The sequence below is a fragment of the Aeromonas sp. QDB18 genome (genome assembly GCF_027705325.1).
GTDB classification, from domain to species: domain Bacteria; phylum Pseudomonadota; class Gammaproteobacteria; order Enterobacterales; family Aeromonadaceae; genus Aeromonas; species Aeromonas caviae.
Window position 1 is genome coordinate 1 of record NZ_JAPDBQ010000058.1, and the last position, 23,983, is coordinate 23,983.

Here is a 23,983-nt window from a genome sequence, read left to right on the forward strand (position 1 = left end):
ACCAGCGGGGCTGACGCCCCGGCGAAATTCCCCTCCCACCTACGTCGGAGGGAGTCCCCTTTCGCATTTAAGATGGGCTGCTCATGCTGCTCGATGATCTCGTCCATCTCCTCCACCCCAAGAAAGCGCGGATAGATGATGACGCCATCGCAACGGGAATCGAGCAGATACTGGATGGCCTGGCGCTCCTCGTCGGCGCTGTGCTTGCCGTCCGCCAGTATGAGCTGGCGCCCGCGATCCTCGGTCATCCGCGCCACCTGGGAGAGCAGCTCGCCGAAGTAGACGCCGTGGTAGAGGGTGTTGGTGACCACCAGTCCCAGGGTCCGGGTGTGCCTGGTCGCCAGCTGCCTCGCCACCAGGTTGGGGCGATAGCCGCACTCCTCGATGGCCTGCTGCACCCGGTCCCGGGTCTCCTGGCTGGTGTAACCATTGCCCGACAACACCCGGGAGACCGTCGCCTTCGACACCCCTGCCCGCCTTGCCACCTCCAGCATCGTCGTCATTGTGTTCTCCCTTGCTCGTAACGGGGCGCAGTGTACTGCACCGCCCCCGGCTTGTCGTCGCACGAATGGCGTGCAGGCCCGGGTTCAGTGATGCCATTCACGGATCCGGACGCTCGCTGCACAAGATGCTTGTCTCCCGCGCTCAGGCCGCGCACTCCATGTGGAACCGGTTCCACACTCAGTTTCATGCGCGTTCCCGCCCTTCGCGGCGGCGGGGGCGAGCAGGCCCACTTGGTTAAAAGGATCTACCTCGATGTCAAAAAACTATGCGGCTCTGGCCGGTACCGTCATCACCGCACTCGGCGGCGCCGACAACGTCGTCGCCGTGACCCACTGCATGACGCGGCTGCGCTTTGTGCTCGGCGATCCCGCCCGGGTCAATGGCCCTGCCCTCAAGGCCATCACGGGCGTGCTCGGGGTGGTGCAGGCGGACAACCAGTGTCAGGTGATCATCGGCAACACCGTCTCCCACGCCTATCGCGAAGTGCTGGCCCTGCTGCCCCAGGGCGGTGGGCAGACTCCGCTTCCGGAGGCTTCCGCTGGCTGGAGCCTGCGCCGCATGGGCGCCGCCATCCTCGACGCCCTGATCGGCACCATGTCCCCCCTCATCCCGGCCATCATCGGCGGCTCCATGCTCAAGCTGCTGGCCATGGTGCTGGAGATGACCGGCGTACTGGAGAAAGGCTCCTCGACCCTCACCATCCTCACGGTAGCCGGGGATGGGGCCTTCTTCTTCCTGCCCCTGATGGTGGCCGCCTCCGCCGCCGTCAAGTTCAAGACCAACATGTCCCTGGCCATCGCCATCGCCGGGGTGCTGGTGCACCCCAGCTTCATCGAGCTGATGGCCAGAGCCGCCGAAAGGGAGCAGGTGACCTTCGCCCTAGTCCCGGTGACCGCGGTCAAATACACCTACACCGTCATTCCGGCGCTGGTGATGACCTGGTGCCTCTCCTACATCGAGGGCTGGGTCGACCGCATCACCCCGGCGGTCACCAAGAACTTCCTCAAACCCATGCTGATCGTGCTGATCGCGGCCCCCCTCGCCATCCTCTTCATCGGCCCCGTCGGCATCTGGATTGGCACCGCCATCTCCGGCCTGGTCTACACGGTCCACGACTACCTGGGCTGGCTGTCGGTGGCCATCATGGGGGCGCTCTGGCCCCTGCTGGTGATGACCGGCATGCACCGCGTCTTCACCCCGACCATCATCCAGACCATCGCCGAGACCGGCAAGGAAGGCATGGTCATGCCCTCCGAAATCGGCGCCAATCTCTCTCTTGGCGGCTCGTCCCTGGCGGTGGCCTGGCGCACCCGAAACCCGGAACTGCGCCAGACGGCGCTCGCGGCGGCCGCCTCCGCCATCATGACGGGGATCTCCGAACCCGCGCTCTACGGTGTGGCCCTGCGCCTCAAGCGTCCGCTCATCGCGAGCCTCATCAGCGGCTTTGTCTGCGGTGCCGTCGCCGGCATGGCGGGGCTCGCCAGCCACTCCATGGCCGCCCCCGGGCTCTTTACCAGCGTGCAGTTCTTCGATCCGGCCAACCCCATGACCATCGCCTGGGTGTTCGGCGTGATGGCCCTCTCGGTGGTGCTCTCCTTCGTGCTGACCCTGGTTATGGGGTTCGAGGACATCCCGGTCGAGAGCCCGGCCCCCCGCGCCGAGCCCGTGCAACCCGTCGCCACCAGCCAGGCGCAGGCCGGGCTGTGACACCCCATTCAGACATGACAAGAGGTAACCAATGTCGTTAACAAGATTTCCCGAGGGCTTTCTCTGGGGCGGAGCCCTGGCCGCCAATCAGGCGGAGGGCGGCTATCTCGAGGGGGGCAAGGGGCTGACCACGGTGGACATGATCCCCCACGGCCCGCGCCGCATGGCGGTCAAACTAGGCCAGAAGAAGCGCATCACCCTGCAAGATGACGAGTTCTACCCAAGCCACGGGGCCATCGACTTCTATCACCGCTATCGGGAGGACATCGCCCTGATGGCCGAGATGGGCTTCACCGTGTTTCGCACCTCCATCGCCTGGGCCCGTCTCTACCCCAGGGGGGACGAGCGCGAGCCCAATGCCGAGGGCATCGCCTTCTACCGTGCGGTGTTCGAGGAGTGCAGAAAGTACAACATCGAGCCCCTGGTGACCCTGTGCCACTTCGATGTGCCCATGCACCTGGTGACCCAGTACGGCTCCTGGCGCAACCGCCAGATGGTGGAGTTTTTCACCCGCTACGCCCGCACCTGCTTCGAGCAGTTCGACGGCCTGGTGAAGTACTGGCTCACCTTCAACGAGATCAACATCCTGCTGCACAGCCCCTTCTCCGGGGCGGGGCTGGTGTTCGAGCAAGGGGAGCACCAGGATCAGGTGAAGTATCAGGTCGCCCACCACGAGCTGGTGGCCAGCGCCCTGGCGACCCGGATCGCCCACGAAGTGAACCCGGCCAACCAGGTGGGCTGCATGCTGGCGGGGGGCAACTTCTACCCCTACTCCTGCAAGCCCGCCGACGTCTGGACCGCCCTCCAGAAAGATCGGGAGAACCTCCTCTTCATCGACGTGCAGGCCAGGGGCGCCTATCCGGCCTATGCGCAGAGGGTGTTTCGTGACAAGGGGATCACTCTGGTGAAGGAGCCGGAAGATGACGAGATCCTCAGGCACACCGTGGATTTCGTCTCCTTCAGCTACTACGCCTCCCGCTGCGCCGCCGCCGACATGAATGCGGGCAACACCAGCGAGGCCAACGTGGTCAAGTCCCTGCGCAATCCCCACATCGAGGTGAGCGAGTGGGGCTGGGGCATCGATCCCCTGGGCCTTCGCATCACCCTCAACACCTTGCACGATCGCTACCAGAAGCCGCTCTTCCTGGTGGAAAACGGCCTGGGTGCAGTGGACGAAGTGAACGAGCAAGGGGAGATAGAGGACGACTACCGCATCGACTACCTGCGCGCCCACATCGAGGCCATGGGGGACGCCATCGAGGACGGCGTGCCCCTGATGGGGTACACCAGCTGGGGCTGCATCGATCTCGTCTCCGCCTCCACCGGCGAGATGAGCAAGCGCTATGGCTTCGTCCACGTGGACCGGGACGACGCCGGCCATGGCACCCTGGCCCGCCGGCGCAAGAAGTCGTTCTGGTGGTACAAGAAGGTGATCGCGAGCAACGGGGAGGATCTGGCCTGAGGCCCCCCTCAGTTTCGCCGCAAGGCGCATCCATGCAACAGGGGGGCCGAGGCCCCCCTGTTGTTCATCACGCTGGCAATCTGAAAACGTTTAACTGCCTTCGTTGAAGATCTCGAGGTTGCTGGTCCCTTCCTGCCACTCGCGCACGGCCTTGTTGTCGTCGCTGCGCAGGGCATTGAGGTGGTCCAGATAACCCTGATCCACGTCGGAGGTCACATAGTGGCCGTTGAAGACCGAGGTCTCGAAGTGGCGCAGCTCGGGGTTGATCTCCCGCACCGCCTCTTCCAGATCTTCCAGATCCTGGAAGATGAGGCCGTCGGCACCGATAAGCTTGCACACCTCTTCCACTTCACGGCCATGGGCAATGAGCTCGTTGGCGGTGGGCATGTCGATGCCGTAGACGTTGGGGAAGCGAATTTCCGGCGCGGCCGAGGCGAAGTAGACCTTGTCGGCCCCCGCTTCACGGGCCATCTGGATGATCTGCTCGGAGGTGGTGCCCCGCACGATGGAGTCGTCCACCAGCAACACCTTCTTGCCCTTGAATTCGGAGCTGATGGCGTTGAGCTTGCGGCGCACCGACTTCTTGCGCTGGGTCTGGCCCGGCATGATGAAGGTACGGCCGATGTAGCGGTTCTTCACGAAGCCCTGACGGTACGGCAGGCCCAGGGTGTGGGCGATTTCCAGCGCCACGTCGCAGGAGGTCTCGGGGATGGGGATGACCACGTCCACGTCGAGATCATCCCACTCCCGTGCGATCTTCTGGCCCAGCTTGCGACCCATGTTGAGGCGGGCGGCATAGACGGAGACCTTGTCGATGAAGGAGTCGGGGCGGGCGAAGTAGACGTATTCGAAGATGCAGGGATTCATCTGCGGGTTCTCCGCACACTGCTCGGAGAAGAGCTGGCCCTGCTCGGTGATGTAGATGGCCTCGCCCGGGGCGACGTCACGCACCGTCTCGAAGCCGATGGCGTCGAGTGCCACGCTCTCGGAGGCGAGCATGTACTCCACCTGCCCCTGCTCGTCGACCCGGCGACCCAGGATCAGCGGGCGAATGCCGTTCGGGTCACGGAACCCGATGAGGCCGTGGCCGATCACCAGAGAGACCACGGCATAGGCGCCGCGGATCTGCTGGTGCACCTTGCGCACCGCCGAGAAGATATCTTCCGGGCGCAGCGCCATCTTGTCGCACAAGTCCAGCTCGTGGGCCAGCACGTTCAACAGCACTTCGGAGTCCGAGGTGGTGTTGATGTGGCGGCGGGCCACCTTGAACTGCTGCTCCTTGAGCTCCTTGGCGTTGGTGAGGTTGCCGTTGTGGGCCAGCACCATGCCGTAGGGGGAGTTCACGTAAAACGGCTGCGCCTCTGCCGCACTGGAGCTGCCTGCGGTGGGATAACGGACGTGTCCGATGCCGATATTCCCTTTCAGGCGCTGCATGTGGCGCACTTCAAACACATCCTTCACCAGACCGTTGGCCTTGCGTTGCCGGAAGTTTCCACTGTCAATGGTCACGATCCCGGCGGCATCCTGTCCCCTGTGCTGCAACACCGTCAAGGCGTCGTAGAGGGCCTGATTGACGGGGGTGGTGCCAACTATACCGACAATACCGCACATGTCTTTGCTACCTCGAAGTCACTGTACCTGTTGAAGAAAACTGGACGAGTTCATCATGAACCCGAAAAACCACTGGATCACCGGCTTGAACTCCGGCACCAGCCTGGACGCCACCCACCAGTCGCTCTGGGAGAGGCTGGTGAAGGTATCCATGAAAAACAACAGGGCGCTGACGATCAGCACCCCGCGAATGGCGCCAAAACAGACCCCGAGCACCCTGTCGGTGCCGGAAAGCCCGGTCTTTTCCACCAGCAGGCCCACCACGTAGTTCACCACGCTCCCCAGGATCAGGGTCGCCACGAACAGGGCGGCGATGGCCAGACCGTTGCGAACCATGGCATCGGAAAAAGAGGTGAAATAGACGGCGAGATCGGGATAGAAATGGCTGGCAATGAAAAAGGCGACGAACCAGGTGACCAGAGACATGGCCTCCTTGAGAAAGCCGCGCACCAGGCTGATGAGGGCGGAGAAACCGACGATGCCGATGATGGCGTAATCAATCCAGACCATAGAAAAAGATGTCCTGCGAAATTGCGGCGCAGTCTAACAAAAACGATTGCGCAATGCTTGATAAAATTGTGTTACAGGCCCGAAGGAAGCTATCCCTTCCCCTTGCGGCGGGTTTCCCGGGCCCAGAATGCACAACGCCATGGCATGCCATGGCGTTGTCGTCTGCAACGAGCGCTTACCCGATGTGGGTCAGGCCGCCCATGTAGGATTGCAGCGCAGCCGGGATGGCGATGCGGCCATCTGCCTGCTGGTAGTTCTCGAGCACGGCCACCAGGGTACGACCCACCGCCAGACCGGAACCATTCAGGGTGTGAATGAGCTGCGGCTTGCCGTCGATGCGCACGCGAGCCTGCATGCGGCGCGCCTGGAAGTCGGTGCAGTTGGAAACGGAGGAGATCTCGCGATAGGTGTTCTGGGCCGGCAGCCACACTTCCAGATCGTAGGTCTTGGCGGCGCAGAAGCCCATGTCACCGGTGGAAAGCGCCATCACGCGATACGGCAGCTCCAGCAGTTGCAGCACCTTCTCGGCGTGACCCACCATCTCTTCCAGGGCATCCCAGGATTTTTCCGGGTGCACCAGTTGCACCATCTCGACCTTGTCGAACTGGTGCATACGGATGAGGCCACGGGTATCACGACCGTAGGAGCCCGCTTCGGAGCGGAAGCAGGGGCTGTGGGCGGTCATCTTGATGGGCAGCTCCTGCTCGTCGAAGATCTCGTCACGGGCCATGTTGGTGAGCGGCACTTCGGAGGTCGGGATGAGGGAGAACTTGCGCACCTTGCCTTCGTCTTCCCCTTCCCCTTCGATGCCGGTATTGAAGAGATCCTGGGAGAACTTGGGCAGCTGGCCGGTGCCGTACAGGCTGTCCGGGTTGACCAGATAGGGCACGTAGCACTCGGTGTAGCCGTGCTGCAGGGTGTGCAGGTCCAGCATGAACTGGGCCAGGGCGCGGTGCAGACGGGCAATCTGGCCCTTCATGACCACGAAACGGGCGCCGGAGAGCTTGACGCCGTTCTTGAAGTCGACCCCCTTGGCCGCCTCACCCAGATCGATGTGATCGCGTACCGGGAAATCGAACTCACGCGGGGTACCCCAGCGGCGGACCTCCACGTTGTCGTTCTCGTCACGGCCCACCGGGGCGGTCTCGCTCGGCAGGTTGGGGATGGCGTCGGCGATCCCCTTGAGCTGGGCCAGCAGGGCCTCCAGCTCGACCTTGCTGGTCTCGAGCTCGTCGTTGATCTTGGTCACCTCGGCCTTGAGGGGGGCAACATCTTCACCACGACGGGCAGCCTCACCGATGGACTTGGAGCGGGCGTTGCGCTCGGCCTGCAGCTCCTGGGTGCGGGACTGCAGATCCTTGCGTTTCTCTTCCAGAACATTGACCGCCGCTACGTCCAGAACGTAGCCACGTGTCGCCAGACGAGCGGCAGCTTCGGTGATGTCGCTGCGCAGATATTTGGGATCCAGCATGGTTTACCTACTTTTTTTAATGGGATCTGGGCCCGGGTCATCGTGACCGGGTTGGGAAACAGATCCGGAAGTTAACATCGGTTGGCGCACCCCTTTGCCTTCGGAATCGGGCCTTCGAAATCAAGAAGATGGTGCAAGGCCAAGACAACCGGGGTCAGACGGGCAGTGTAGCAGACCGCCCCCCCGCCCGAACAGGGACTATTACGCCCGTTTTTGCCGGGCCCCCCTCCCCTGATGCCTTTGCCGTGCGCTTTCCGGGCAAGGGGCTTGAAGGTCTTTCCTATCGCTTGCGCGGGCTCTGCTTGTCCAGCTCGTGCAGATAGTCGAGCTTCTGGGCTATCTGCTTCTCAAGCCCCCGCTCGGTGGGTTGATAGTACTGCTTGCCGGCAAGCTCCGGGGGGAAGTACTGCTCGCCGGCGGCATAGGCCCCCGGCTCGTCGTGGGCGTAGCGATATTCGGCGCCGTAGCCCAGCTCGCTCATCAGCTTGGTCGGTGCATTGCGAAGGTGCGGTGGCACCTCGAAGTCCGGCAGGTTCTTGGCGTCGTGAAGCGCCGCCTTCCAGGCGATGTAGACCGCATTGCTCTTGGGGGCGCAGGCGAGGTAGACGATGGCCTGGGCGATGGCCCGCTCCCCTTCCGCCGGGCCGATGCGATGGAAGCAGTCCCAGGCCGAGAGCGCCACCTGCATGGCACGGGGATCGGCGTTGCCCACGTCTTCCGAGGCAATCGCCAGCAAGCGGCGGGCGATGTAGAGGGGATCGCAGCCGGCGCTCACCATGCGGGCATACCAGTAGAGGGCCGCATCCGGTGCCGAGCCGCGAATGGACTTGTGCACCGCCGAGATGAGGTCGTAAAAGTGATCGCCGCCCTTGTCGAAACGGGCCACGTGCTCCCCCACCACGGCGGCGAGCAGGGTACTGTCGATCACTCGCGCCCCTGAGCTGTCGGCCTCGGCCATGTCGGCCAGGAGCTCCAGATAGTTCAGAGACTTGCGCCCGTCTCCATCCACGGCTTTCGCCAGCGCCTCCTTGGCCCCGGGGGCAAAGCGCAGGCTAGGGTCATTGAGCCCGCGCGGGTCCTGCATCGCCTGATCGATCATGGCGAGGATATCCTGCTCCTCCAGCCTCTTGAGCAGATAGACCCGGGCCCGGGAGAGCAGCGCGTTGTTGAGCTCGAACGAGGGGTTCTCGGTGGTGGCGCCGATGAAGGTGATGGTGCCGTCTTCGATGTGGGGCAGGAAGACATCCTGCTGGCTCTTGTTGAAACGGTGGACTTCATCCACGAACAGGATGGTGCGCACCCCGCGCCAGCCGTTCTCCTTCGCCTTGTCGAGGGCCGCGCGGATCTCCTTGATGCCGGAGGTGACCGCCGAGAGCCGCTCCACCTCCGCCTGGCAGTAGTGGGCAACCAGTTCTGCCAGCGTGGTCTTGCCGGTGCCGGGGGGGCCCCAGAGGATCATGGAGTGGCAGTGCCCCGCCAGGATCGCTTTTCGCAGGGGCTTGTCCGGCCCCAGGATATGCTGCTGGCCGATGTACTGCTCGAGGGTTTGCGGCCGCATCCGGGCCGCAAGCGGACGAAAGTCCGAGGAGAAATCCAGGGATAAATTGCTCATCTGCATTGACCTTGCATCTGATCGGTCATAAACAACACCCGGTCAGACGATAACGCCGGTAACGGCTGGCTCATCAGCGCTGGTCGTCCAACTCGACCCCCTTCGGGATCTTGAAGACAAATTCGTTGCCCTTGAGCACCGGCTTGCGGTTGAAGCTGCTCAGGGTGAACTCGCTCCACTGGCCCTGGGCCTCTTTCACGTCGAAGCGACTGATGTTGTTCTGACGGTCGAAGGTGATGCGAAAGGAGGCGATCAGCTCGTCCTTGTTGCGGCTGGTGACGGTATAGACATCCCCTTCCTGGGTCACGTCATAGTTCTTCCAGAGGCTGTTGTCGTTGCCCGCGATGAGCACGAAGGGGGTGTTGAGCACCGCATCCTTCATCTTGAGGGCGGTGACCTGCTCGACGAAGGGATCGTACACCCACACATCCTTGCCATCGGCCACGATCAGGCTCTCGTCCGGGGAGGTAGTGTGCCAGTTGAAGCGGTTGGGTCGCTGCACCAGCAGGGAGCCGCTCGCCTTTTGCAGCTCCTTGCCCTTGCTGTCATAAACGGTCTGGGCAAACGTCGCGGAGAAGACATTGACGGAGGAGAGCTTCTCCTTGAGATCGCTGGCCGCATCGGCCCATACCTGGCTGCTGGCGACCAGCAGAATGGAACCCATCAACAGTTGTTTTTTCATCAGGCTCTTCATAGGGAGGTTCTCGATAAATGGCCACGCCCGCAGAGGGCATGGCCAGAATGATACAGGAGCTAGGCTTAGTCACGAACCGGCGGCGGTGCCAGCACGTCGCGCTGGCCGTTGCCACCCGGGGCGCTGACGATGCCCTGGTTTTCCATCTGCTCGATGAGACGGGCCGCACGGTTGTAACCAATCTTGAACTTGCGCTGGACGCTGGAGGTGGAGCCACGGCGGGATTCCACCACGAAGGCCACCGCCTCGTCGAACAGGGGATCGAGCTCTTCATCGCCGCCCCCGCCGAAGTCGCCGCCGCCGCCCTCGCCGTCCGACTCGCCGGAGAGGATCTCGTCGATGTAATCCGGCTCGCCACGCAGTTTCCAGTCCGCCACCACCTTGTGTACCTCGTGGTCATCGACAAAGGCACCGTGGACACGGGTGGGGTTGGAGGTGCCGGCAGGCATGTAGAGCATGTCACCCATACCGAGCAGGGATTCGGCGCCCCCCTGGTCCAGGATGGTGCGCGAATCGATCTTGCTCGACACCTGGAAGGAGATCCGGGTCGGGATGTTGGCCTTGATGAGGCCGGTAATGACATCCACCGACGGACGCTGGGTGGCGAGGATGAGGTGAATGCCGGCCGCCCGGGCCTTCTGGGCGATACGGGCGATAAGCTCTTCCACCTTCTTGCCGACGATCATCATCATGTCGGCGAACTCGTCCACCACCACCACGATGTGGGGCAGTTTTTCCAGCTCCGGCGGCATCTGATCCATGGAGTCGCCCGGACGCCACAGGGGGTCGCCCAGGGGATCTCCCGCCTCGATGGCCGCCAGCACCTTGTCGTTGTACCCCTTGAGGTTGCGCACCCCGACCGCAGACATCAGCTTGTAGCGACGCTCCATCTCGCCTACGCACCAGCGCAGGGCGTTGGCGGCATCCTTCATATCGGTGACCACCTCGGTCAGCAGATGCGGAATGCCTTCGTAGACCGAGAGCTCCAGCATCTTGGGGTCGATCATGATGAAGCGCAGATCCTCGGGGGAGGATTTGTAGAGCATGGAGATGATCATGGTGTTCACCCCCACCGACTTGCCCGAGCCCGTGGTACCGGCCACCAGCAGGTGAGGCATCTTGGCGAGGTTCACCACCACGGGTTCCCCCGCGATGTCCTGACCCAGCCCCATGGTGAGCGGATTGCGGCTGGCCGCGAACGCCTCGCAGTCGAGAGTTTCCCGCAGGTAGACGGTCTGGCGTACCCGGTTGGGCAGCTCGATCCCGACGAACGTCTTGCCCGGGATCACTTCCACCACCCGCACGCTGCTGGCAGAGAGAGAACGGGCGAGATCCCGGGAAAGATTGGTGATCTTGCTCGCCTTCATGCCCGGCGCCAGGTCCAGCTCGAAGCGGGTAATGACGGGACCGGGATAGACGCCCACCACCTTGGCCTGCACGTTGTAATCGGCGAGCTTCGCCTCCACCAGCCGGCCCATGCGCTCCAGCTCGTCCTTGCTCATCATCTGGGTCTTGGCGGGCGGCCTGTCCAGCAGATCGATGCTCGGCAAAGGGGCCAGACCGGGCTGGGGACGGCGCTTGGCTTTCACCGGCGCAGCGGCAACGGGAGCATCGGGTTCGTCATCCCCCTCCGCCCAGGGCAAGTCGAGGTCATCTTCTTCCTGGCGCACGGCAGGACGCGGACGGCCATTGGCCACGCGCTTGCCCTTGGCGGCAGGCGCCGGAGCCTCGTCCTCTTCGTCGTCAAACTGCGGATCGAACTGGAAGGTGTCTTCGTCAAGCTCCGGCAGCCATTCGTCAGCTTTTGTCTTTTTAGCGCGATTCTTCGCCTTGGGGTTGCGTGTCCAGCTGCCGTGGGGGTCTTCGTCATCCTCTTCCTGATCGAAGCTGCCCACACCCCCTTCCAGCAGGGGATCCGGCCCCTCATAGCGGGGCTGGCGCCAGCCACCGGTGAGCCAGCGGCCCAGGGTGGTGGGGAAATGGTAGATGGCGCTGACAGAGCCGGTGCAGGCGGCACCGATGCGCTCGACAATGGTGAGCCAGGACCAGCCGGTTAAGAGGGTGATGCCGGTCGCCACGAAGCAGAGCAGCATCAGGTTAGCCCCCACGCCGCCAAACAGCGGCACCACGGCGGAGGCGATCACATCCCCCACCAGGCCGCCGGCGGAAAAGTTCTGCAAGTCGTTGAAGTTCATGCTGGCGATGGCGGACATGCCAAGCACCGTCAGCACGAAGCCGATGATCCGTACCGACAGGGTGAGGTAGTCCACTTCCAGCAGCTTGCTCGGGCGCCAGAACAGGCTCCAGCCAAGCAGCACCACCAGGGGGGGCACCAGATAGGAGAAGGCCCCGAAGGTAAACATGGTGATGTCGGCGAGCCAGGCACCGGCGCTGCCCGCGAGGTTTTTCACCTCCCCTTGCCAGGAGGTTTGCGACCAGCCGGGATCGGCGGGATGGTAGGTCAACAGGGCAAGCAAAAGATAGGCAGCCATCAGGGTGATGGCGATCAAGACGGCCTCGAAGATCCGTTGTGTACCTGATAAAGGAGTAAACAGCTTTTTATCGGCCAAACTCCGGCTCCTTTGTGAAAACATGAATGCGGGGATAGGGGGCCTAGTATCCCTGAAAAGCCCACCGATTGTCAGCCAGTGCCTGAGGGCGGGCCTGAAACTCTCTATAAGAAGAAACGAGCGGACCGGCCGCTCGTTTCTGACTATCGTGACTCGTCATGGAACTTGCAAGTCACAGGACAACCCCGCTTATCGGGTGCTGATCACCAGACGACTGCTCTGTTTGACCTCTTCCATCACCACGTAGGTGCGGGTGTCGTTGACGCCCGGCAGACGCAGCAGGGTTTCACCCAGCAGGCGGCGGTAAGCGGACATGTCGCTGACGCGGGTCTTGAGCAGATAGTCGAAATCACCGGACACCAGATGGCACTCCTGGATCTCTTCGAGCACCTGAACAGCCTTGTTGAACTGCTCGAACACATCGGGGGCGCCACGATTGAGGGTAATTTCCACGAACACCAGCAGAGACGCGTCCAGATAATGAGGGTTCAGAATGGCGGCATATCCTTCGATATACCCTTGTCGCTCCAGGCGACGAACCCGTTCCAGACACGGTGTGGGACTCAGGCCAACTCGTTTGGACAACTCAACGTTCGAAATCCTGCCATCCTTTTGCAGTTCATTCAGAATGTTGCGGTCAATCCTGTCCAAATCCTTTAGCCGACTCTTAGCTTCCATCATTTAATTCCATCCTTTGGCTATTTTTTGGTAAGAATCACCAGTCATTTTATAATAATGGCCACAAATCCTGTCAATACCTGAATATACTAGGCGCAAATGTCGCTTAACATCTAGGCAACATAAACCACCAATCGATAGACGAGGGATAGCATGATTATCGGTGTACCTAAGGAAATAAAAAACCATGAATATCGCGTAGGCATGGTTCCGGCCAGTGTACGTGAACTGACAGCACGAAACCATACTGTTTTCGTCCAAAGCGGCGCAGGAAATGGCATTGGGTTCAGTGACGCAGATTATCTGGCTGCCGGAGCCGAGATCCTGGCATCCGCTGCCGAAGTTTTCGCCAAGGCGGAGATGGTCGTTAAGGTCAAGGAACCCCAGGCAGTGGAACGGGCCATGCTGCGTCCCGGCCAGACCCTCTTTACCTATCTGCATCTGGCGCCGGACCTGGCCCAGACCCAGGATCTCATCGACAGTGGTGCCGTCTGCATCGCCTATGAAACCGTCACGGACGGTCGTGGCGGTCTGCCCCTGCTGGCCCCCATGTCGGAAGTGGCCGGACGCATGTCTATTCAGGCCGGTGCCCAGGCACTGGAGAAATCCCGTGGCGGCAGCGGCGTGCTGCTCGGCGGTGTGCCCGGTGTGGAACCGGCCAAGGTGGTGATCATCGGTGGTGGTGTGGTGGGCTCCAACGCAGCCCGCATGGCCGTCGGCCTGCGTGCCGACGTCACCATCCTCGACAACAACGTCGATACCCTGCGCCGTCTCGACAGCGAGTTCCAAGGGGCTGCCAAGGTGGTCTACTCCAACCGCGAGACCCTGGAGCGCCATCTGCTGGCGGCGGACCTGGTCATCGGCGGCGTGCTGGTGCCTGGCGCCACTGCGCCAAAACTTGTCAGCCGTGACCACATTGCTCGCATGAAACCCGGTGCAGCCATCGTGGACGTGGCCATCGACCAGGGCGGCTGTGTCGAGACCTCCCATGCCACCACCCATGAAGATCCCACCTTCATCGTCGACGAGGTGGTGCACTACTGCGTGGCCAACATGCCGGGTGCCGTGGCGCGGACCTCTACCGTGGCCCTGAACAACGCCACCCTCCCCTTCATCATCAAGCTGGCCGAACAGGGCTATCGCAACGCACTGCTCGCCGATCCCCACCTGTTGCACGGCCTGAACGTGATGGCGGGCAAAATCACCTGCAAGGAGGTTGCCGTGGCCCACAACCTGGCTTACACGGATCCCCTGACCCTGCTGAACTGATCGCGTCCCTGCAAAGGGAGGTAGATGAGTGAAAATCCGCCCGCGATGGGCGGTTTTTTTATGCCTGCCATCCCCGGCTCACCCCTCTTGTTGGCGATTGCCCCAATCGATGCGCTGGCCTTTGACCCCGGATCACGAATTACCTACAATCGCGCAAACTCATCACGTCTCGGAAATCACATCATGAGCCAAGTCACTCACAGCAAACTGCTGATCCTGGGATCCGGTCCGGCAGGTTACACTGCGGCCGTCTATGCCGCTCGCGCCAACCTCAATCCCCTGCTTATCACCGGTATGCAGCAAGGTGGTCAGCTGACCACCACCACCGAAGTGGAAAACTGGCCAGGGGACGCGGAAGGGCTGACCGGCCCGGCCCTGATGGAGCGCATGAAAGAGCATGCAGAGAAGTTCGATACCCGCATCCTCTTTGATCACATCAATGAAGTGACGCTGACCGAGCGTCCCTTCCGCCTCAAGGGCGACAACGGGGAATACACCTGCGATGCGCTGATCCTCGCCACCGGCGCCTCCGCCAAATACCTGGGTCTGCCCTCCGAAGAGGCCTTCAAGGGCCGCGGCGTCTCCGCCTGCGCCACCTGTGACGGCTTCTTCTACCGCAACCAGGAAGTGGCCGTGGTCGGCGGTGGCAACACCGCCGTGGAAGAGGCACTCTATCTGGCCAACATCGCCAAGAAGGTGCACCTCATTCATCGCCGCGACGAGTTCCGCGCCGAGAAGATCCTGATCAAGCGCCTCAACGACAAGGTCGAGAGCGGCAATATCGTCCTGCACACCCACCAGACCCTGGACGAAGTACTGGGTGACGACATGGGCGTCACCGGCGTGCGCCTGCGCAGTACCCGGGATGACACCACCTCCGAGCTGCCGCTGATGGGGGTCTTCATCGCCATCGGTCACCAGCCCAACACCCAGATCTTCGAAGGGCAGCTGGCCATGGAAAACGGCTATCTGAAAGTGCGTGGCGGACTGGAAGGGTTCGCAACCCAGACCAGCATCCCGGGCGTGTTCGCCGCCGGCGACGTGGCCGATCACGTCTACCGCCAGGCGATCACCTCCGCAGGAACCGGCTGCATGGCCGCCCTCGATGCAGAGCGATATCTGGACGCACAATAATCGGAAGGATATAAAGGGCATGCCAGTTGGCATGCCCTTTTTTATTGCAAGGAGCAGGATGAAACGAAAAATAATGATAGTGGAAGACAGCCTGACGGTACGCCGCATGCTGACCCAGGCCATTGCGCAGCAGACCGGGCTGGAAATCGACGCCTTCGATACCCTTGAAGGGGCTCGCGATTGCCATGGGGAAGATTATGTGGTCGCCCTGGTGGATCTCACCCTGCCGGACGCCCCCGGCGGAGAAGCTGTCAATGTGCTGAGGGAGCGTGGGTTGCCGGTGGTGATCCTGACGGCCGACATCAGCGAAGAGAAGCGGGAAGCCTGGCTGGAAGCCGGGGTGCTGGACTATGTGATGAAGGATTCACGTCACTCCCTGCAATATGCCGTCGGTCTGGTGCACCGCCTCTACCTCAACCAGGCCATCGAAGTCTTGGTGGTCGACGATTCACGCACCTCCCGTCACCGCACCGCGGCCCAGTTGCGCAAGCAGTTGTTGCAGGTGCACGAGGCCAATTCAGCCCGCGATGCGCTGGCGCAGCTCGAGCAGCACCCCGCCATTCGCCTGATGCTGGTGGACTACTACATGCCGGAGATCGACGGCATCAGCCTGGTGCGAATGCTGCGCGAGCGCTACAGCAAGCAGCAGCTCGCCATCATCGGCATCTCGGTATCGGACAAACACGGCCTCTCGGCACGCTACCTCAAGCAAGGGGCGAATGATTTTCTCAATCAGCCCTTTGAACCCGAGGAGCTGCAGTGCCGGGTCAGCCACAACCTGGAGGCCCTTGAGCAGTTCAACAACATCCAGGAATCGGCCAACCGAGACTACCTGACCGGACTTTACAACAGACGCTACTGGTTCAACGAGGGTCAAAAGTGGTTCGAGGAGCATCAGCGCCATCAGGCGCAGCTCTCCCTGTGCGTGCTCGATGTGGATCACTTCAAGCAGGTCAATGATCACTGGGGGCATGCCATCGGCGATCAGCTGCTCTGTCATCTGGCCAGGCTGCTCACCCAGTTCTTCCCGGATGCCATGATAGCCCGATTCGGTGGTGAAGAATTTGCCCTGATGGTGCCCCACTGCCCCGTTCCCGTGCTGCTCAAGCGACTGGAAGGGCTTCGTCTGCAAATGCGCCAGCAACCGCTGTCCCGGGAGATATCGCTCTTTGTACGCGCCAGTTTCGGCGTCATCAATGTCGGGCGGCTCTCCATGGACGAGGCGCTGAGCGAGGCAGATCGCCAGTTGTATCAGGCAAAGAATACCGGGCGAGACAAGATAGTCTGTCAGGACGTCTGAGCAAGCATCAGCAGAGGCACTCCGTGTAGTACCGCCCGGCGCCCCTTGTGTGGCGGCCGCCGGGTCAATCCCTTCTTCACCGTTCAATAGGTCTTGTCGACCCGCACCCCATCGTTGAAATAGAGGATGCGCACCTTGTCGCCCTGCGCAAAGACCATGGCCGGATCGTAATCCTGGATCACGTTGATGAGCCCGTTCTGCTCGTTGCGGATCAGCAGCTCCACCAGCTTGTTCTCCACCACGCTGCCCCCTGACTGAAACTGCTGCACCGCCGCCGCTCCCGCCAGCGCTCCGACCGCAGTGGCAATCTCCCGCCCGTGCCCACCGCCAAACTGGTTGCCGAGCAGCCCGCCAAGCACGGCCCCTCCCAGAGTTTTCCAGCCGGAATGCTCTGATTCCACCATCTGGCGCTGGGTGATGTTGCGCACCGCATCCACCTGGCCGAAGACCACCTGCTCCACCGGACGCGCCGTGTTGCGTTCATACACCGCACTCCAGGCCGGCGCCGTGACAAAGCCAAGCAAGCTGGATACTATCAGGATAATGGCCTTCATCTATGAACCTCTGCCTTATGTCTCGCTATCTTACCGAACTGGATGATGAGCTGTGCTGGTTTCCCTCCCCCAGCCATGCGCTGGAAGAGCCCAACGGGCTGCTCGCGATTGGGGGAGATCTCTCCCCCGCTCGATTGCTGGCAGCTTACCACAGCGGGATCTTTCCGTGGAATGAACCCCATCAGCCACTGCTGTGGTGGTCACCGGACCCCAGGGGAGTCATCGTTCCCGAGGAACTCCACATCGGCCGCAGCCTGCAGAAGTGTTTGCGCCGCACACCCTTCGAGATTTACATCAATCGCGCCTTTGATGACGTCATTGCAGCCTGCGCCGCCCCCCGTCGCACCGCCAGCGGCACCTGGATAAGTGCCCCCATGATCGACGCCTATCGGTGCCTTCATCGCCTCGGTCATGCCCACTCCATCGAAATCTGGCAGGATGATCAGTTGCAGGCAGGCCTCTATGGCCTCTCCCTGGGCCGACTATTTTGTGGTGAATCCATGTTCAGCCGCATCGACAATGGCGCCAAACTGGCCATGGTGGCCCTCTGTCGCCACTTTGCAGGGCACGGCGGTGCCCTCATCGACTGCCAGATGCAAAACGACTTTCTGGCCACGCTAGGCGTCCAGGAGTGGCCAAGGCAGCGCTTTCTGACCACCCTGGCCACCCTGACCCGGCAACCGTTGCAAGAGGGATGCTGGCAACCGAGGAGAATCAGCCTATGAGTGAAGAAGTGATCCTCAAGGTCGGGCTGACCCCCAGGCACCCGTGCAGCTACCTCGGTCACGAGCAGGAGCAGTTGCTGGTCCTGATGGACCATGAACTGCTCAACGCCGCCGGGTACGAACGGCTGCTGACGGCAGGATTCCGGCGCAGTGGCAACGACATCTATCGTCCTCACTGCCCCGCCTGCAGCGCCTGTCAATCCTTGCGCATACACAGTGAACGCTTCACCCCGAGTCGTGGGCAGAAACGCATCCGCCAGTTGAACCGGGATCTCGAACTCGTGCTGAGCTATGACGACAAGCCCGAGTATTACCAGCTCTATGAACGCTATATCCGTGAGCGTCATCGGGATGGCAGCATGTATCCACCGAGCCGGACCCAATACAAGGGGTTCCTGCACTGCGACTGGATGCCCCCCCTCTATCTGGAGATGCGCAAGGAGGGACGCCTCATCGGCGTGGCCACCACGGACCTGCTTCCCCACTCTCTGAGCGCCATGTACACCTTCTTCGACCCCGACTATGCCGACCGGTCGCTCGGCACCTTCGCCATCCTGAGCCAGTTGGAACTGGCCAGACGTACCGGTCGTCAGTGGCTCTATCTGGGGTATTTGGTGGAGGAGTGCCGCAAGATGAATTACAAGCGCCAATACCTGCCCCATGAGCTGCTGGTACAGGGCGAATGGAAAAAAATCGACACCAAGCCCGAGTAAACTTTACACATAGCCTTAAATCCGGCATGATCCAGCGGTTTTTTGTTGTGGCTTATCAAGAGGATTCAATGGCTAAAGAAGACAGTATTGAGATGCAGGGTACCATTCTCGAAACCTTGCCCAATACCATGTTCCGTGTGGAACTGGAAAATGGTCACGTGGTTATCGCTCATATTTCCGGCAAGATGCGCAAAAACTACATCCGTATCCTGACTGGGGACAAAGTAACGGTGGCTCTGACTCCGTACGATCTCTCCAAGGGACGTATTGTTTTCCGCTCTCGCTAAGCCAGGAATTCAGCAAAAAACCCCAGCCTCTCGGTTGGGGTTTTTTGTCATTTCCGGCCTTGCTCACAGTCAGTGAGAGACAGCTTCAACGTTGACCTGAAAATCAAAGCTGAGGCTGTTGTTCACCAGCTCGACCTTCACAATGCCGCCATCGACCAGGGAACCGAACAGGATCTCGTTGGCCAGGGGCTTCTTGAGGTGCTCCTGAATGACCCGGCCCATGGGTCTTGCTCCCATTGCCCTGTCATACCCTTTCTCTGCCAACCAGTGGCGCGCCTCTTCAGACACCTCCAGTGAAACGCCCTTGGCATCCAGCTGAACCTGCAGCTCGACGATGAACTTGTCGACCACCTGATGGATCACTCCCATGTCGAGATGGTTGAACCAGATGGTGTGATCGAGCCGGTTGCGGAACTCCGGACTGAACGTCTTGTTGATCACCGCCATGGCATCATGGCTCATGTCCTGCTGCTGGAAGCCGATGGACTTGCGCTGGGTCTCCTGAACCCCTGCGTTGGTGGTCATCACCAGGATCACATTGCGAAAATCTGCCTTGCGCCCGTTGTTGTCCGTCAGGGTACCGTTGTCCATCACCTGCAGCAGCAAGTTGAAGACATCCGGGTGCGCCTTCTCGATCTCGTCAAGCAGCACGACGGAGTGCGGATGCTTGAGGACGGAGTCGGTCAACAGCCCTCCCTGCTCGAATCCCACGTAACCGGGAGGAGCCCCGATCAACCGGGACACTGTATGGCGTTCCATGTATTCCGACATGTCAAATCGCAATACCTCGACCCCGAGCGCCTTGCCCAGTTGCTGGGTCACTTCGGTCTTGCCCACCCCGGTCGGGCCGGCAAACAGGAAGCAGCCCACAGGTCGGCGTTCGTTGCCAAGCCCTGAACGTGACAACCGAATGGCATCGGTCAGCACCTCGATGGCCTTGTCCTGCCCGAACACCACCATCTTGAGATTACGCTCCAGGTTCTTCAGCACCTCCTTGTCGGAGGAGGAGACAGATTTCTCGGGAATACGGGCAATCTTGGCAACAATGGCCTCGATTTCCGGCACATTGATCACCTTCTTGCGCTTGCTAACGGGCAAGAGGCGTTGCCCTGCACCCGCTTCGTCGATGACGTCGATGGCCTTGTCAGGCAGATGGCGATCATTGATGTACTTGGCGGAGAGCTCCACCGCCGCCCGGATCGCCTTGACGGTGTAACGCACGCCATGGTGAGACTCATAACGGCTCTTGAGTCCCATCAGAATGCGAGTGGTGTCGTCTACTGTGGGTTCGACGATGTCGATCTTCTGGAAGCGGCGAGCAAGGGCCCTGTCCTTCTCGAAGATCTGGGCATATTCCTGGTAGGTGGTGGAGCCCACGCAGCGCAGCAAACCATTGGAGAGCAGCGGCTTGATGAGGTTGGCCGCATCCAGCTGGCCACCGGAAGCCGCACCAGCGCCAATGATGGTGTGGATCTCGTCGATGAAGAGGATGGCCCCCTCCTGACGTTCAATCTGCTTGAGCAGCACCTTGAGGCGCTTCTCGAAGTCACCACGATACTTGGTGCCCGCCAGCAGGGAGCCCATGTCCAGGGAGTAGATGGTGCTACCCGCAATCACCTCGGGCACATCCCCCTTGACGATACGGTAGGCAAGTCCTTCGGCGATGGCGGTCTTGCCCACGCCGGCTTCCCCGACCAGCAAGGGGTTGTTCTTGCGGCGGCGGCACAATACCTGAATGGTGCGATTGAGCTCCTGATCACGGCCGATGAGCGGATCGATACGCCCCTCCAGCACCAGCTGGTTGAGGTTGGTGGCAAAGCTTTCTATCTGGGCAGAGGATACCTCGTCATCAGATTCCGCATTGTTGCCACCACTCTCGGGCTTGTTGTCCTTGCGCACCCCGTGGGACAGGAAGTTCACCACATCCAGGCGGCTTATTTCGGCTTTTTTCAGGAAGTAGGCGGCCTGGGACTCTTGTTCGCTGAAGATGGCGACCAGGACATTGGCGCCGCTCACCTCGGTATTGCCGGACGACTGGACATGGAAGACGGCACGTTGCAGCACGCGCTGGAAGCCCAGCGTCGGCTGGGTTTCCCTGTCTTCGTCGTCACGGGGGATGAGCGGAGTCGTTTGATTGATGAAGGCGCGGATCTCTTTGCGCATCTGTTCCACATCCGCACCACATGAACTCAGCGCCTCATGGGCTGAGCTGTTATCCAGCAGGGCCAACAACAGGTGCTCGACGGTCATGAATTCGTGGCGCTCGTCACGGGCCAGTTTGAAAGCCTCGTTCAGCGTCTTTTCTAGATCTTTGTTCAACATAGGCACCTCCCCTCAGTACAGCAACAATGCGGTGTCGTTATCGCCATCAAGTCATCAGATTCAAGCCTTTTCCATGGTACATAGCAGTGGATGTTCGTTGTTACGTGAATAGGTGTTGACCTGGACCACTTTGGTCTCGGCAATCTCGGCGGTAAATGTGCCGCAGACTCCCTTACCACTATAATGCACGCTCAGCATCACCTGAGTGGCCTTCTCCAGATCCATACCAAAGAACCTTTGCAGCACCTCCACCACGAACTCCATCGGTGTGTAGTCGTCGTTGTTCAGGACGACCTTGTACATGGGTGGCGGTTGCAGCTTCGTTTTCTCTGCCTCTGCAATCTCTTCATTAGCAAAGAGTTCTTTCTGCTTGCTCATAGTTGCGCTTTGGTACCTCTAGATTACTACCGTGTCGCTCAAGATTGTCAATAGACTTGTTAATCAGATCACATCGGTTGTTAACAACTTCTTGACTCGCTTAAAAGTTGGACTAGATTGGTTACTTGCTAATCGGCGCCCGTCTGCTACGGGGTCATGCCCTAGTTATATAAGGCTGGCGCAGGTTACTCAACGACTTCAGGGTAATCAATAAAAGGATGTAGATGTATGGCAACCGGAACAGTCAAGTGGTTCAACAACGCAAAAGGATTTGGGTTTATCTGTCCGGAAGGCGGTGGTGAAGACATCTTCGCTCACTACTCCACGATTCAAATGGAAGGTTACAAGACCTTGAAAGCAGGTCAGGCAGTCAACTTTGAACTGCAGCAGGGGCCGAAAGGAAATCATGCCTCTGTCATCGTGCCAAACGAAGCACAGAACATCTAAGAGTCAAACTGGATAAATTAAAAAGCGGCATCCCAAGGGATGCCGCTTTTTTATGGACAGGCACGAAGAGGGGAACAAGAAAGGCCAAGCCTTCCCTGTTCCCTGCTGCCGCTACCTCAGCGGGCCAGCAGGATGTTCAGCATACGACGCAGCGGCTCGGCGGCGCCCCACAGCAGTTGGTCACCCACGGTAAAGGCGGCCAGGTACTCCGGGCCCATATTGAGCTTGCGCAGACGACCGACCGGGATGCTGAGGGTGCCGGTGACGGCGGCCGGGGTCAGCTCGCGGGCGGTGATGTCGCGATCGTTGGGGATCACCTTGACCCAGTCGTTGTGGGCGGCCAGCAGAGCTTCGATCTCGGCCAGCGGCACATCCTTTTTCAGCTTGATGGTGAAGGCCTGGCTGTGGCAGCGCAGGGCCCCGATCCGCACGCACAGACCATCCACCGGGATAGCGGCGTTTTCGATACCCAGGATCTTGTTGGTCTCGGCCTGGCCCTTCCACTCTTCACGGCTCTGGCCGTTGTCGAGCTTGGTGTCGATCCAGGGAATGAGGCCACCGGCCAGTGGCACGCCGAAATTATCCACCGGCAGGGTGCCGGAGCGGGTCTTCTCGGTGATCTTGCGCTCGATGTCGAGGATGGCGGAGGCGGGATCCGCCAGCTCCACCGCCACTTCATCCCGCAGCATGCCCATCTGGGTGACCAGCTCGCGCATATGGCGGGCACCACCACCGGAGGCCGCCTGATAGGTGGCCACGCTCACCCACTCCACCAGATCGGCCTTGAACAGGCCACCCAGGGCCAGCAGCATCAGGCTGACGGTGCAGTTGCCGCCAACGAAGGTCTTGATGCCGTTGTTCAGGGCATCTTCAATGACGTCGCCGTTGACCGGATCCAGAATGATAACGGCGTCCTTCTCCATGCGCAGGGAGGAGGCGGCATCAATCCAGTAGCCCTGCCAGCCGGCGGCTTTCAGGCGCGGATAGACATCCTTGGTGTAGTCGCCGCCCTGGGCGGTGATGATGACGTCCTGCGCGGCCAGCGCCTCGAGATCGAAGGCGTCCTGCAGGGTGCCGGCATCGACGCCAAAATTGGGGGCGGCCTCACCGGCCTGGGAAGTGGTGAAGAAGGTGGGTTGAATGCGGGCAAAATCCTTCTCTTCCTGCATCCGGCTCATCAACACCGAACCCACCATGCCACGCCAACCGACCAAACCTACTTTTTTCATATTGTCCTACCCTGGATAGCTGCTTATAGAAATCGTGTGTGGTACCCGTGACCCCTGCCTTGGCGCCAGCCGTTTACAAGGGATTCACAATATATGAGTTGCAAAAAATGCGTCTGTCCACATTACGGATTGTGACGGCGGGCGCAAGTCGAATTGCGCAATATTCTGTGCCATTCGCTGCAATATCCGTCGGCCTGGCCGACCTGCGGGCAGCCGGTTGGCATCCTGCCTCCAGTTGGGGCATCATTGAGACCGACCGGCAGCCCCGCTGCCCCTCGGGGACGGCCCCGAGGCCTCCTGATACGCAGGGACGACCCTGCTTCCTGCGGAATCTGCCTTATGTCCTGGTTGCTATTGCTGTTGGCCGGCCTGTTCGAGGTCGCCTGGGCCATCGGCCTCAAGTACACCGACGGTTTCAGCCGTCCCCTCCCCACCCTGCTGACCCTGATCGCCATGGCCGTGAGCGTGCTGCTGCTCGCCATGGCGGTCAAACAGCTGCCCCTTGGCACCGCCTATGCGGTCTGGACCGGCATCGGCGCAGTCGGCACCGTGCTGATGGGGATCTGGCTGTTCAACGAACCGGCCACCCTGGCCCGGGTGCTCTGCCTGCTGCTCATCATCGTCGGCATTCTGGGGTTGAAGTTCATCGGTTAGGCGCGATGAAAGGGCCGGGTACACCGCAATGCTGATCAGTTAAGGATCCATTGACCGATCCTTCTGCTGTAGGATAATCCGGAACCAATCACTGGTTCCGGATTTTTTATGTCTATTGCAAACGATCTGAACGATGTTGTTGAGGCATCTGG

At 60.8% G+C, this 23,983-nt stretch carries 22 protein-coding genes; 10 read left to right on the top strand and 12 right to left on the bottom strand.

Annotated features, from left to right (window positions below; all coding sequences use genetic code 11):
• Positions 1-503, bottom strand: a 503-nt coding sequence (locus tag OKC30_RS10685) for a LacI family DNA-binding transcriptional regulator (RefSeq protein ID WP_270668163.1), incomplete at its 3' end; no start/stop codon positions are given.
• 253 nt (positions 504-756) lie between these two features.
• On the opposite strand from OKC30_RS10685, the gene ascF reads away from it, so the two are divergent.
• Together ascF and OKC30_RS10695 are read left to right on the top strand one after the other, a co-directional pair.
• A complete protein-coding gene (gene ascF, locus OKC30_RS10690; RefSeq protein ID WP_052815252.1) occupies positions 757-2,211 on the top strand; it encodes a PTS cellobiose/arbutin/salicin transporter subunit IIBC in 1,455 nt (484 codons plus the stop codon).
• A gap of 31 nt (positions 2,212-2,242) precedes the next feature.
• Complete coding sequence (locus OKC30_RS10695) at positions 2,243-3,673, top strand: 6-phospho-beta-glucosidase (protein ID WP_270666499.1); 1,431 nt, start codon at positions 2,243-2,245, stop codon at positions 3,671-3,673.
• Positions 3,674-3,763: 90 nt separating this feature from the next.
• On the opposite strand, the gene purF is transcribed toward OKC30_RS10695, so the two are convergent.
• The 7 genes from purF to lrp all read right to left on the bottom strand — a co-directional run bounded on the left by purF (position 3,764) and on the right by lrp (position 12,822).
• Entirely contained in the window at positions 3,764-5,284 is a 1,521-nt protein-coding gene (gene purF, locus OKC30_RS10700; RefSeq protein ID WP_069785463.1) for an amidophosphoribosyltransferase, read from the bottom strand.
• Positions 5,285-5,302: 18 nt separating this feature from the next.
• Positions 5,303-5,794 carry a CvpA family protein gene (locus OKC30_RS10705; protein ID WP_010674522.1) on the bottom strand — a complete coding sequence of 164 codons (492 nt, stop codon included), beginning with the start codon at positions 5,792-5,794 and terminating at the stop codon, positions 5,303-5,305.
• A gap of 175 nt (positions 5,795-5,969) precedes the next feature.
• Entirely contained in the window at positions 5,970-7,265 is a 1,296-nt protein-coding gene (gene serS, locus OKC30_RS10710; RefSeq protein WP_010674521.1) for a serine--tRNA ligase, read from the bottom strand.
• A gap of 280 nt (positions 7,266-7,545) precedes the next feature.
• Entirely contained in the window at positions 7,546-8,883 is a 1,338-nt protein-coding gene (locus OKC30_RS10715) for a replication-associated recombination protein A (protein WP_160838771.1), read from the bottom strand.
• Between the two features lie 67 nt (positions 8,884-8,950).
• Positions 8,951-9,559, bottom strand: coding sequence for an outer membrane lipoprotein chaperone LolA (gene lolA, locus OKC30_RS10720; protein ID WP_039039163.1), 609 nt, complete (start codon positions 9,557-9,559; stop codon positions 8,951-8,953).
• 77 nt (positions 9,560-9,636) lie between these two features.
• A complete protein-coding gene (locus OKC30_RS10725) occupies positions 9,637-12,141 on the bottom strand; it encodes a DNA translocase FtsK (RefSeq protein ID WP_160838773.1) in 2,505 nt (834 codons plus the stop codon).
• A 189-nt stretch (positions 12,142-12,330) separates the two neighbouring features.
• Complete coding sequence (gene lrp, locus OKC30_RS10730; protein ID WP_005300047.1) at positions 12,331-12,822, bottom strand: leucine-responsive transcriptional regulator Lrp; 492 nt, start codon at positions 12,820-12,822, stop codon at positions 12,331-12,333.
• Positions 12,823-12,972: 150 nt separating this feature from the next.
• Between lrp and ald the strand changes: the two genes are divergently transcribed.
• From ald to OKC30_RS10745, 3 genes are all read left to right on the top strand, one after another.
• The gene (ald, locus tag OKC30_RS10735) at positions 12,973-14,088 is read left to right on the top strand and encodes an alanine dehydrogenase (RefSeq protein WP_160838775.1); all 1,116 of its coding nucleotides are present in this window, start codon (positions 12,973-12,975) and stop codon (positions 14,086-14,088) included.
• Between the two features lie 183 nt (positions 14,089-14,271).
• Positions 14,272-15,222: a thioredoxin-disulfide reductase gene (trxB, locus tag OKC30_RS10740; protein ID WP_010674516.1), complete on the top strand. Its 951-nt coding sequence runs from the start codon at positions 14,272-14,274 to the stop codon at positions 15,220-15,222.
• 58 nt (positions 15,223-15,280) lie between these two features.
• On the top strand, positions 15,281-16,522 hold the full coding sequence (locus OKC30_RS10745; RefSeq protein ID WP_029314438.1) for a diguanylate cyclase: 1,242 nt from the start codon (positions 15,281-15,283) through the stop codon (positions 16,520-16,522).
• 83 nt (positions 16,523-16,605) lie between these two features.
• Here OKC30_RS10745 and OKC30_RS10750 read toward each other — a convergent pair whose 3' ends face one another.
• Entirely contained in the window at positions 16,606-17,076 is a 471-nt protein-coding gene (locus OKC30_RS10750; protein ID WP_010674514.1) for a glycine zipper 2TM domain-containing protein, read from the bottom strand.
• Between the two features lie 17 nt (positions 17,077-17,093).
• Here OKC30_RS10750 and aat point away from each other — a divergent pair, with 17 nt between their 5' ends.
• The 3 genes from aat (at position 17,094) to infA (ending at position 18,801) form a co-directional block, all read left to right on the top strand.
• Entirely contained in the window at positions 17,094-17,801 is a 708-nt protein-coding gene (gene aat, locus OKC30_RS10755) for a leucyl/phenylalanyl-tRNA--protein transferase (RefSeq protein WP_103858899.1), read from the top strand.
• Entirely contained in the window at positions 17,798-18,514 is a 717-nt protein-coding gene (locus OKC30_RS10760; RefSeq protein WP_010674512.1) for an arginyltransferase, read from the top strand. Before aat ends, OKC30_RS10760 begins: the two co-directional genes overlap by 4 nt.
• A gap of 68 nt (positions 18,515-18,582) precedes the next feature.
• Entirely contained in the window at positions 18,583-18,801 is a 219-nt protein-coding gene (infA, locus tag OKC30_RS10765) for a translation initiation factor IF-1 (RefSeq protein WP_005300033.1), read from the top strand.
• Between the two features lie 69 nt (positions 18,802-18,870).
• Here the strand turns inward: infA and clpA are convergent, their stop codons facing one another.
• Both clpA and clpS read right to left on the bottom strand, forming a co-directional pair.
• Positions 18,871-21,123 carry an ATP-dependent Clp protease ATP-binding subunit ClpA gene (gene clpA / locus OKC30_RS10770; protein WP_010674511.1) on the bottom strand — a complete coding sequence of 751 codons (2,253 nt, stop codon included), beginning with the start codon at positions 21,121-21,123 and terminating at the stop codon, positions 18,871-18,873.
• A gap of 60 nt (positions 21,124-21,183) precedes the next feature.
• Entirely contained in the window at positions 21,184-21,501 is a 318-nt protein-coding gene (gene clpS, locus OKC30_RS10775; protein ID WP_005325410.1) for an ATP-dependent Clp protease adapter ClpS, read from the bottom strand.
• A 228-nt stretch (positions 21,502-21,729) separates the two neighbouring features.
• Between clpS and cspD the strand changes: the two genes are divergently transcribed.
• A complete protein-coding gene (gene cspD / locus OKC30_RS10780) occupies positions 21,730-21,948 on the top strand; it encodes a cold shock-like protein CspD (protein ID WP_010674510.1) in 219 nt (72 codons plus the stop codon).
• Between the two features lie 116 nt (positions 21,949-22,064).
• On the opposite strand, the gene asd is transcribed toward cspD, so the two are convergent.
• On the bottom strand, positions 22,065-23,177 hold the full coding sequence (gene asd, locus OKC30_RS10785; RefSeq protein WP_042016283.1) for an aspartate-semialdehyde dehydrogenase: 1,113 nt from the start codon (positions 23,175-23,177) through the stop codon (positions 22,065-22,067).
• 339 nt (positions 23,178-23,516) lie between these two features.
• On the opposite strand from asd, the gene sugE reads away from it, so the two are divergent.
• Positions 23,517-23,831 (top strand): quaternary ammonium compound efflux SMR transporter SugE, encoded by a 315-nt coding sequence (gene sugE, locus OKC30_RS10790; RefSeq protein ID WP_041215293.1) that lies wholly within the window; start codon positions 23,517-23,519, stop codon positions 23,829-23,831.
• The last annotated feature ends 152 nt before the right edge of the window (positions 23,832-23,983 follow it).

Bases quoted from the DNA above. Each gene is read 5' to 3' on its own strand.
- ascF (WP_052815252.1), top strand. From the start codon at position 757: ATGTCAAAAAACTATGCGGCTCTGGCCGGTACCGTCATCACCGCACTC.
- OKC30_RS10695 (WP_270666499.1), top strand. From the start codon at position 2,243: ATGTCGTTAACAAGATTTCCCGAGGGCTTTCTCTGGGGCGGAGCCCTG.
- purF (WP_069785463.1), bottom strand. From the start codon at position 5,284: ATGTGCGGTATTGTCGGTATAGTTGGCACCACCCCCGTCAATCAGGCC.
- OKC30_RS10705 (WP_010674522.1), bottom strand. From the start codon at position 5,794: ATGGTCTGGATTGATTACGCCATCATCGGCATCGTCGGTTTCTCCGCC.
- serS (WP_010674521.1), bottom strand. From the start codon at position 7,265: ATGCTGGATCCCAAATATCTGCGCAGCGACATCACCGAAGCTGCCGCT.
- OKC30_RS10715 (WP_160838771.1), bottom strand. From the start codon at position 8,883: ATGCAGATGAGCAATTTATCCCTGGATTTCTCCTCGGACTTTCGTCCG.
- lolA (WP_039039163.1), bottom strand. From the start codon at position 9,559: ATGAAAAAACAACTGTTGATGGGTTCCATTCTGCTGGTCGCCAGCAGC.
- lrp (WP_005300047.1), bottom strand. From the start codon at position 12,822: ATGATGGAAGCTAAGAGTCGGCTAAAGGATTTGGACAGGATTGACCGC.
- ald (WP_160838775.1), top strand. From the start codon at position 12,973: ATGATTATCGGTGTACCTAAGGAAATAAAAAACCATGAATATCGCGTA.
- trxB (WP_010674516.1), top strand. From the start codon at position 14,272: ATGAGCCAAGTCACTCACAGCAAACTGCTGATCCTGGGATCCGGTCCG.
- OKC30_RS10745 (WP_029314438.1), top strand. From the start codon at position 15,281: ATGAAACGAAAAATAATGATAGTGGAAGACAGCCTGACGGTACGCCGC.
- OKC30_RS10750 (WP_010674514.1), bottom strand. From the start codon at position 17,076: ATGAAGGCCATTATCCTGATAGTATCCAGCTTGCTTGGCTTTGTCACG.
- aat (WP_103858899.1), top strand. From the start codon at position 17,094: ATGTCTCGCTATCTTACCGAACTGGATGATGAGCTGTGCTGGTTTCCC.
- OKC30_RS10760 (WP_010674512.1), top strand. From the start codon at position 17,798: ATGAGTGAAGAAGTGATCCTCAAGGTCGGGCTGACCCCCAGGCACCCG.
- infA (WP_005300033.1), top strand. From the start codon at position 18,583: ATGGCTAAAGAAGACAGTATTGAGATGCAGGGTACCATTCTCGAAACC.
- clpA (WP_010674511.1), bottom strand. From the start codon at position 21,123: ATGTTGAACAAAGATCTAGAAAAGACGCTGAACGAGGCTTTCAAACTG.
- clpS (WP_005325410.1), bottom strand. From the start codon at position 21,501: ATGAGCAAGCAGAAAGAACTCTTTGCTAATGAAGAGATTGCAGAGGCA.
- cspD (WP_010674510.1), top strand. From the start codon at position 21,730: ATGGCAACCGGAACAGTCAAGTGGTTCAACAACGCAAAAGGATTTGGG.
- asd (WP_042016283.1), bottom strand. From the start codon at position 23,177: ATGAAAAAAGTAGGTTTGGTCGGTTGGCGTGGCATGGTGGGTTCGGTG.
- sugE (WP_041215293.1), top strand. From the start codon at position 23,517: ATGTCCTGGTTGCTATTGCTGTTGGCCGGCCTGTTCGAGGTCGCCTGG.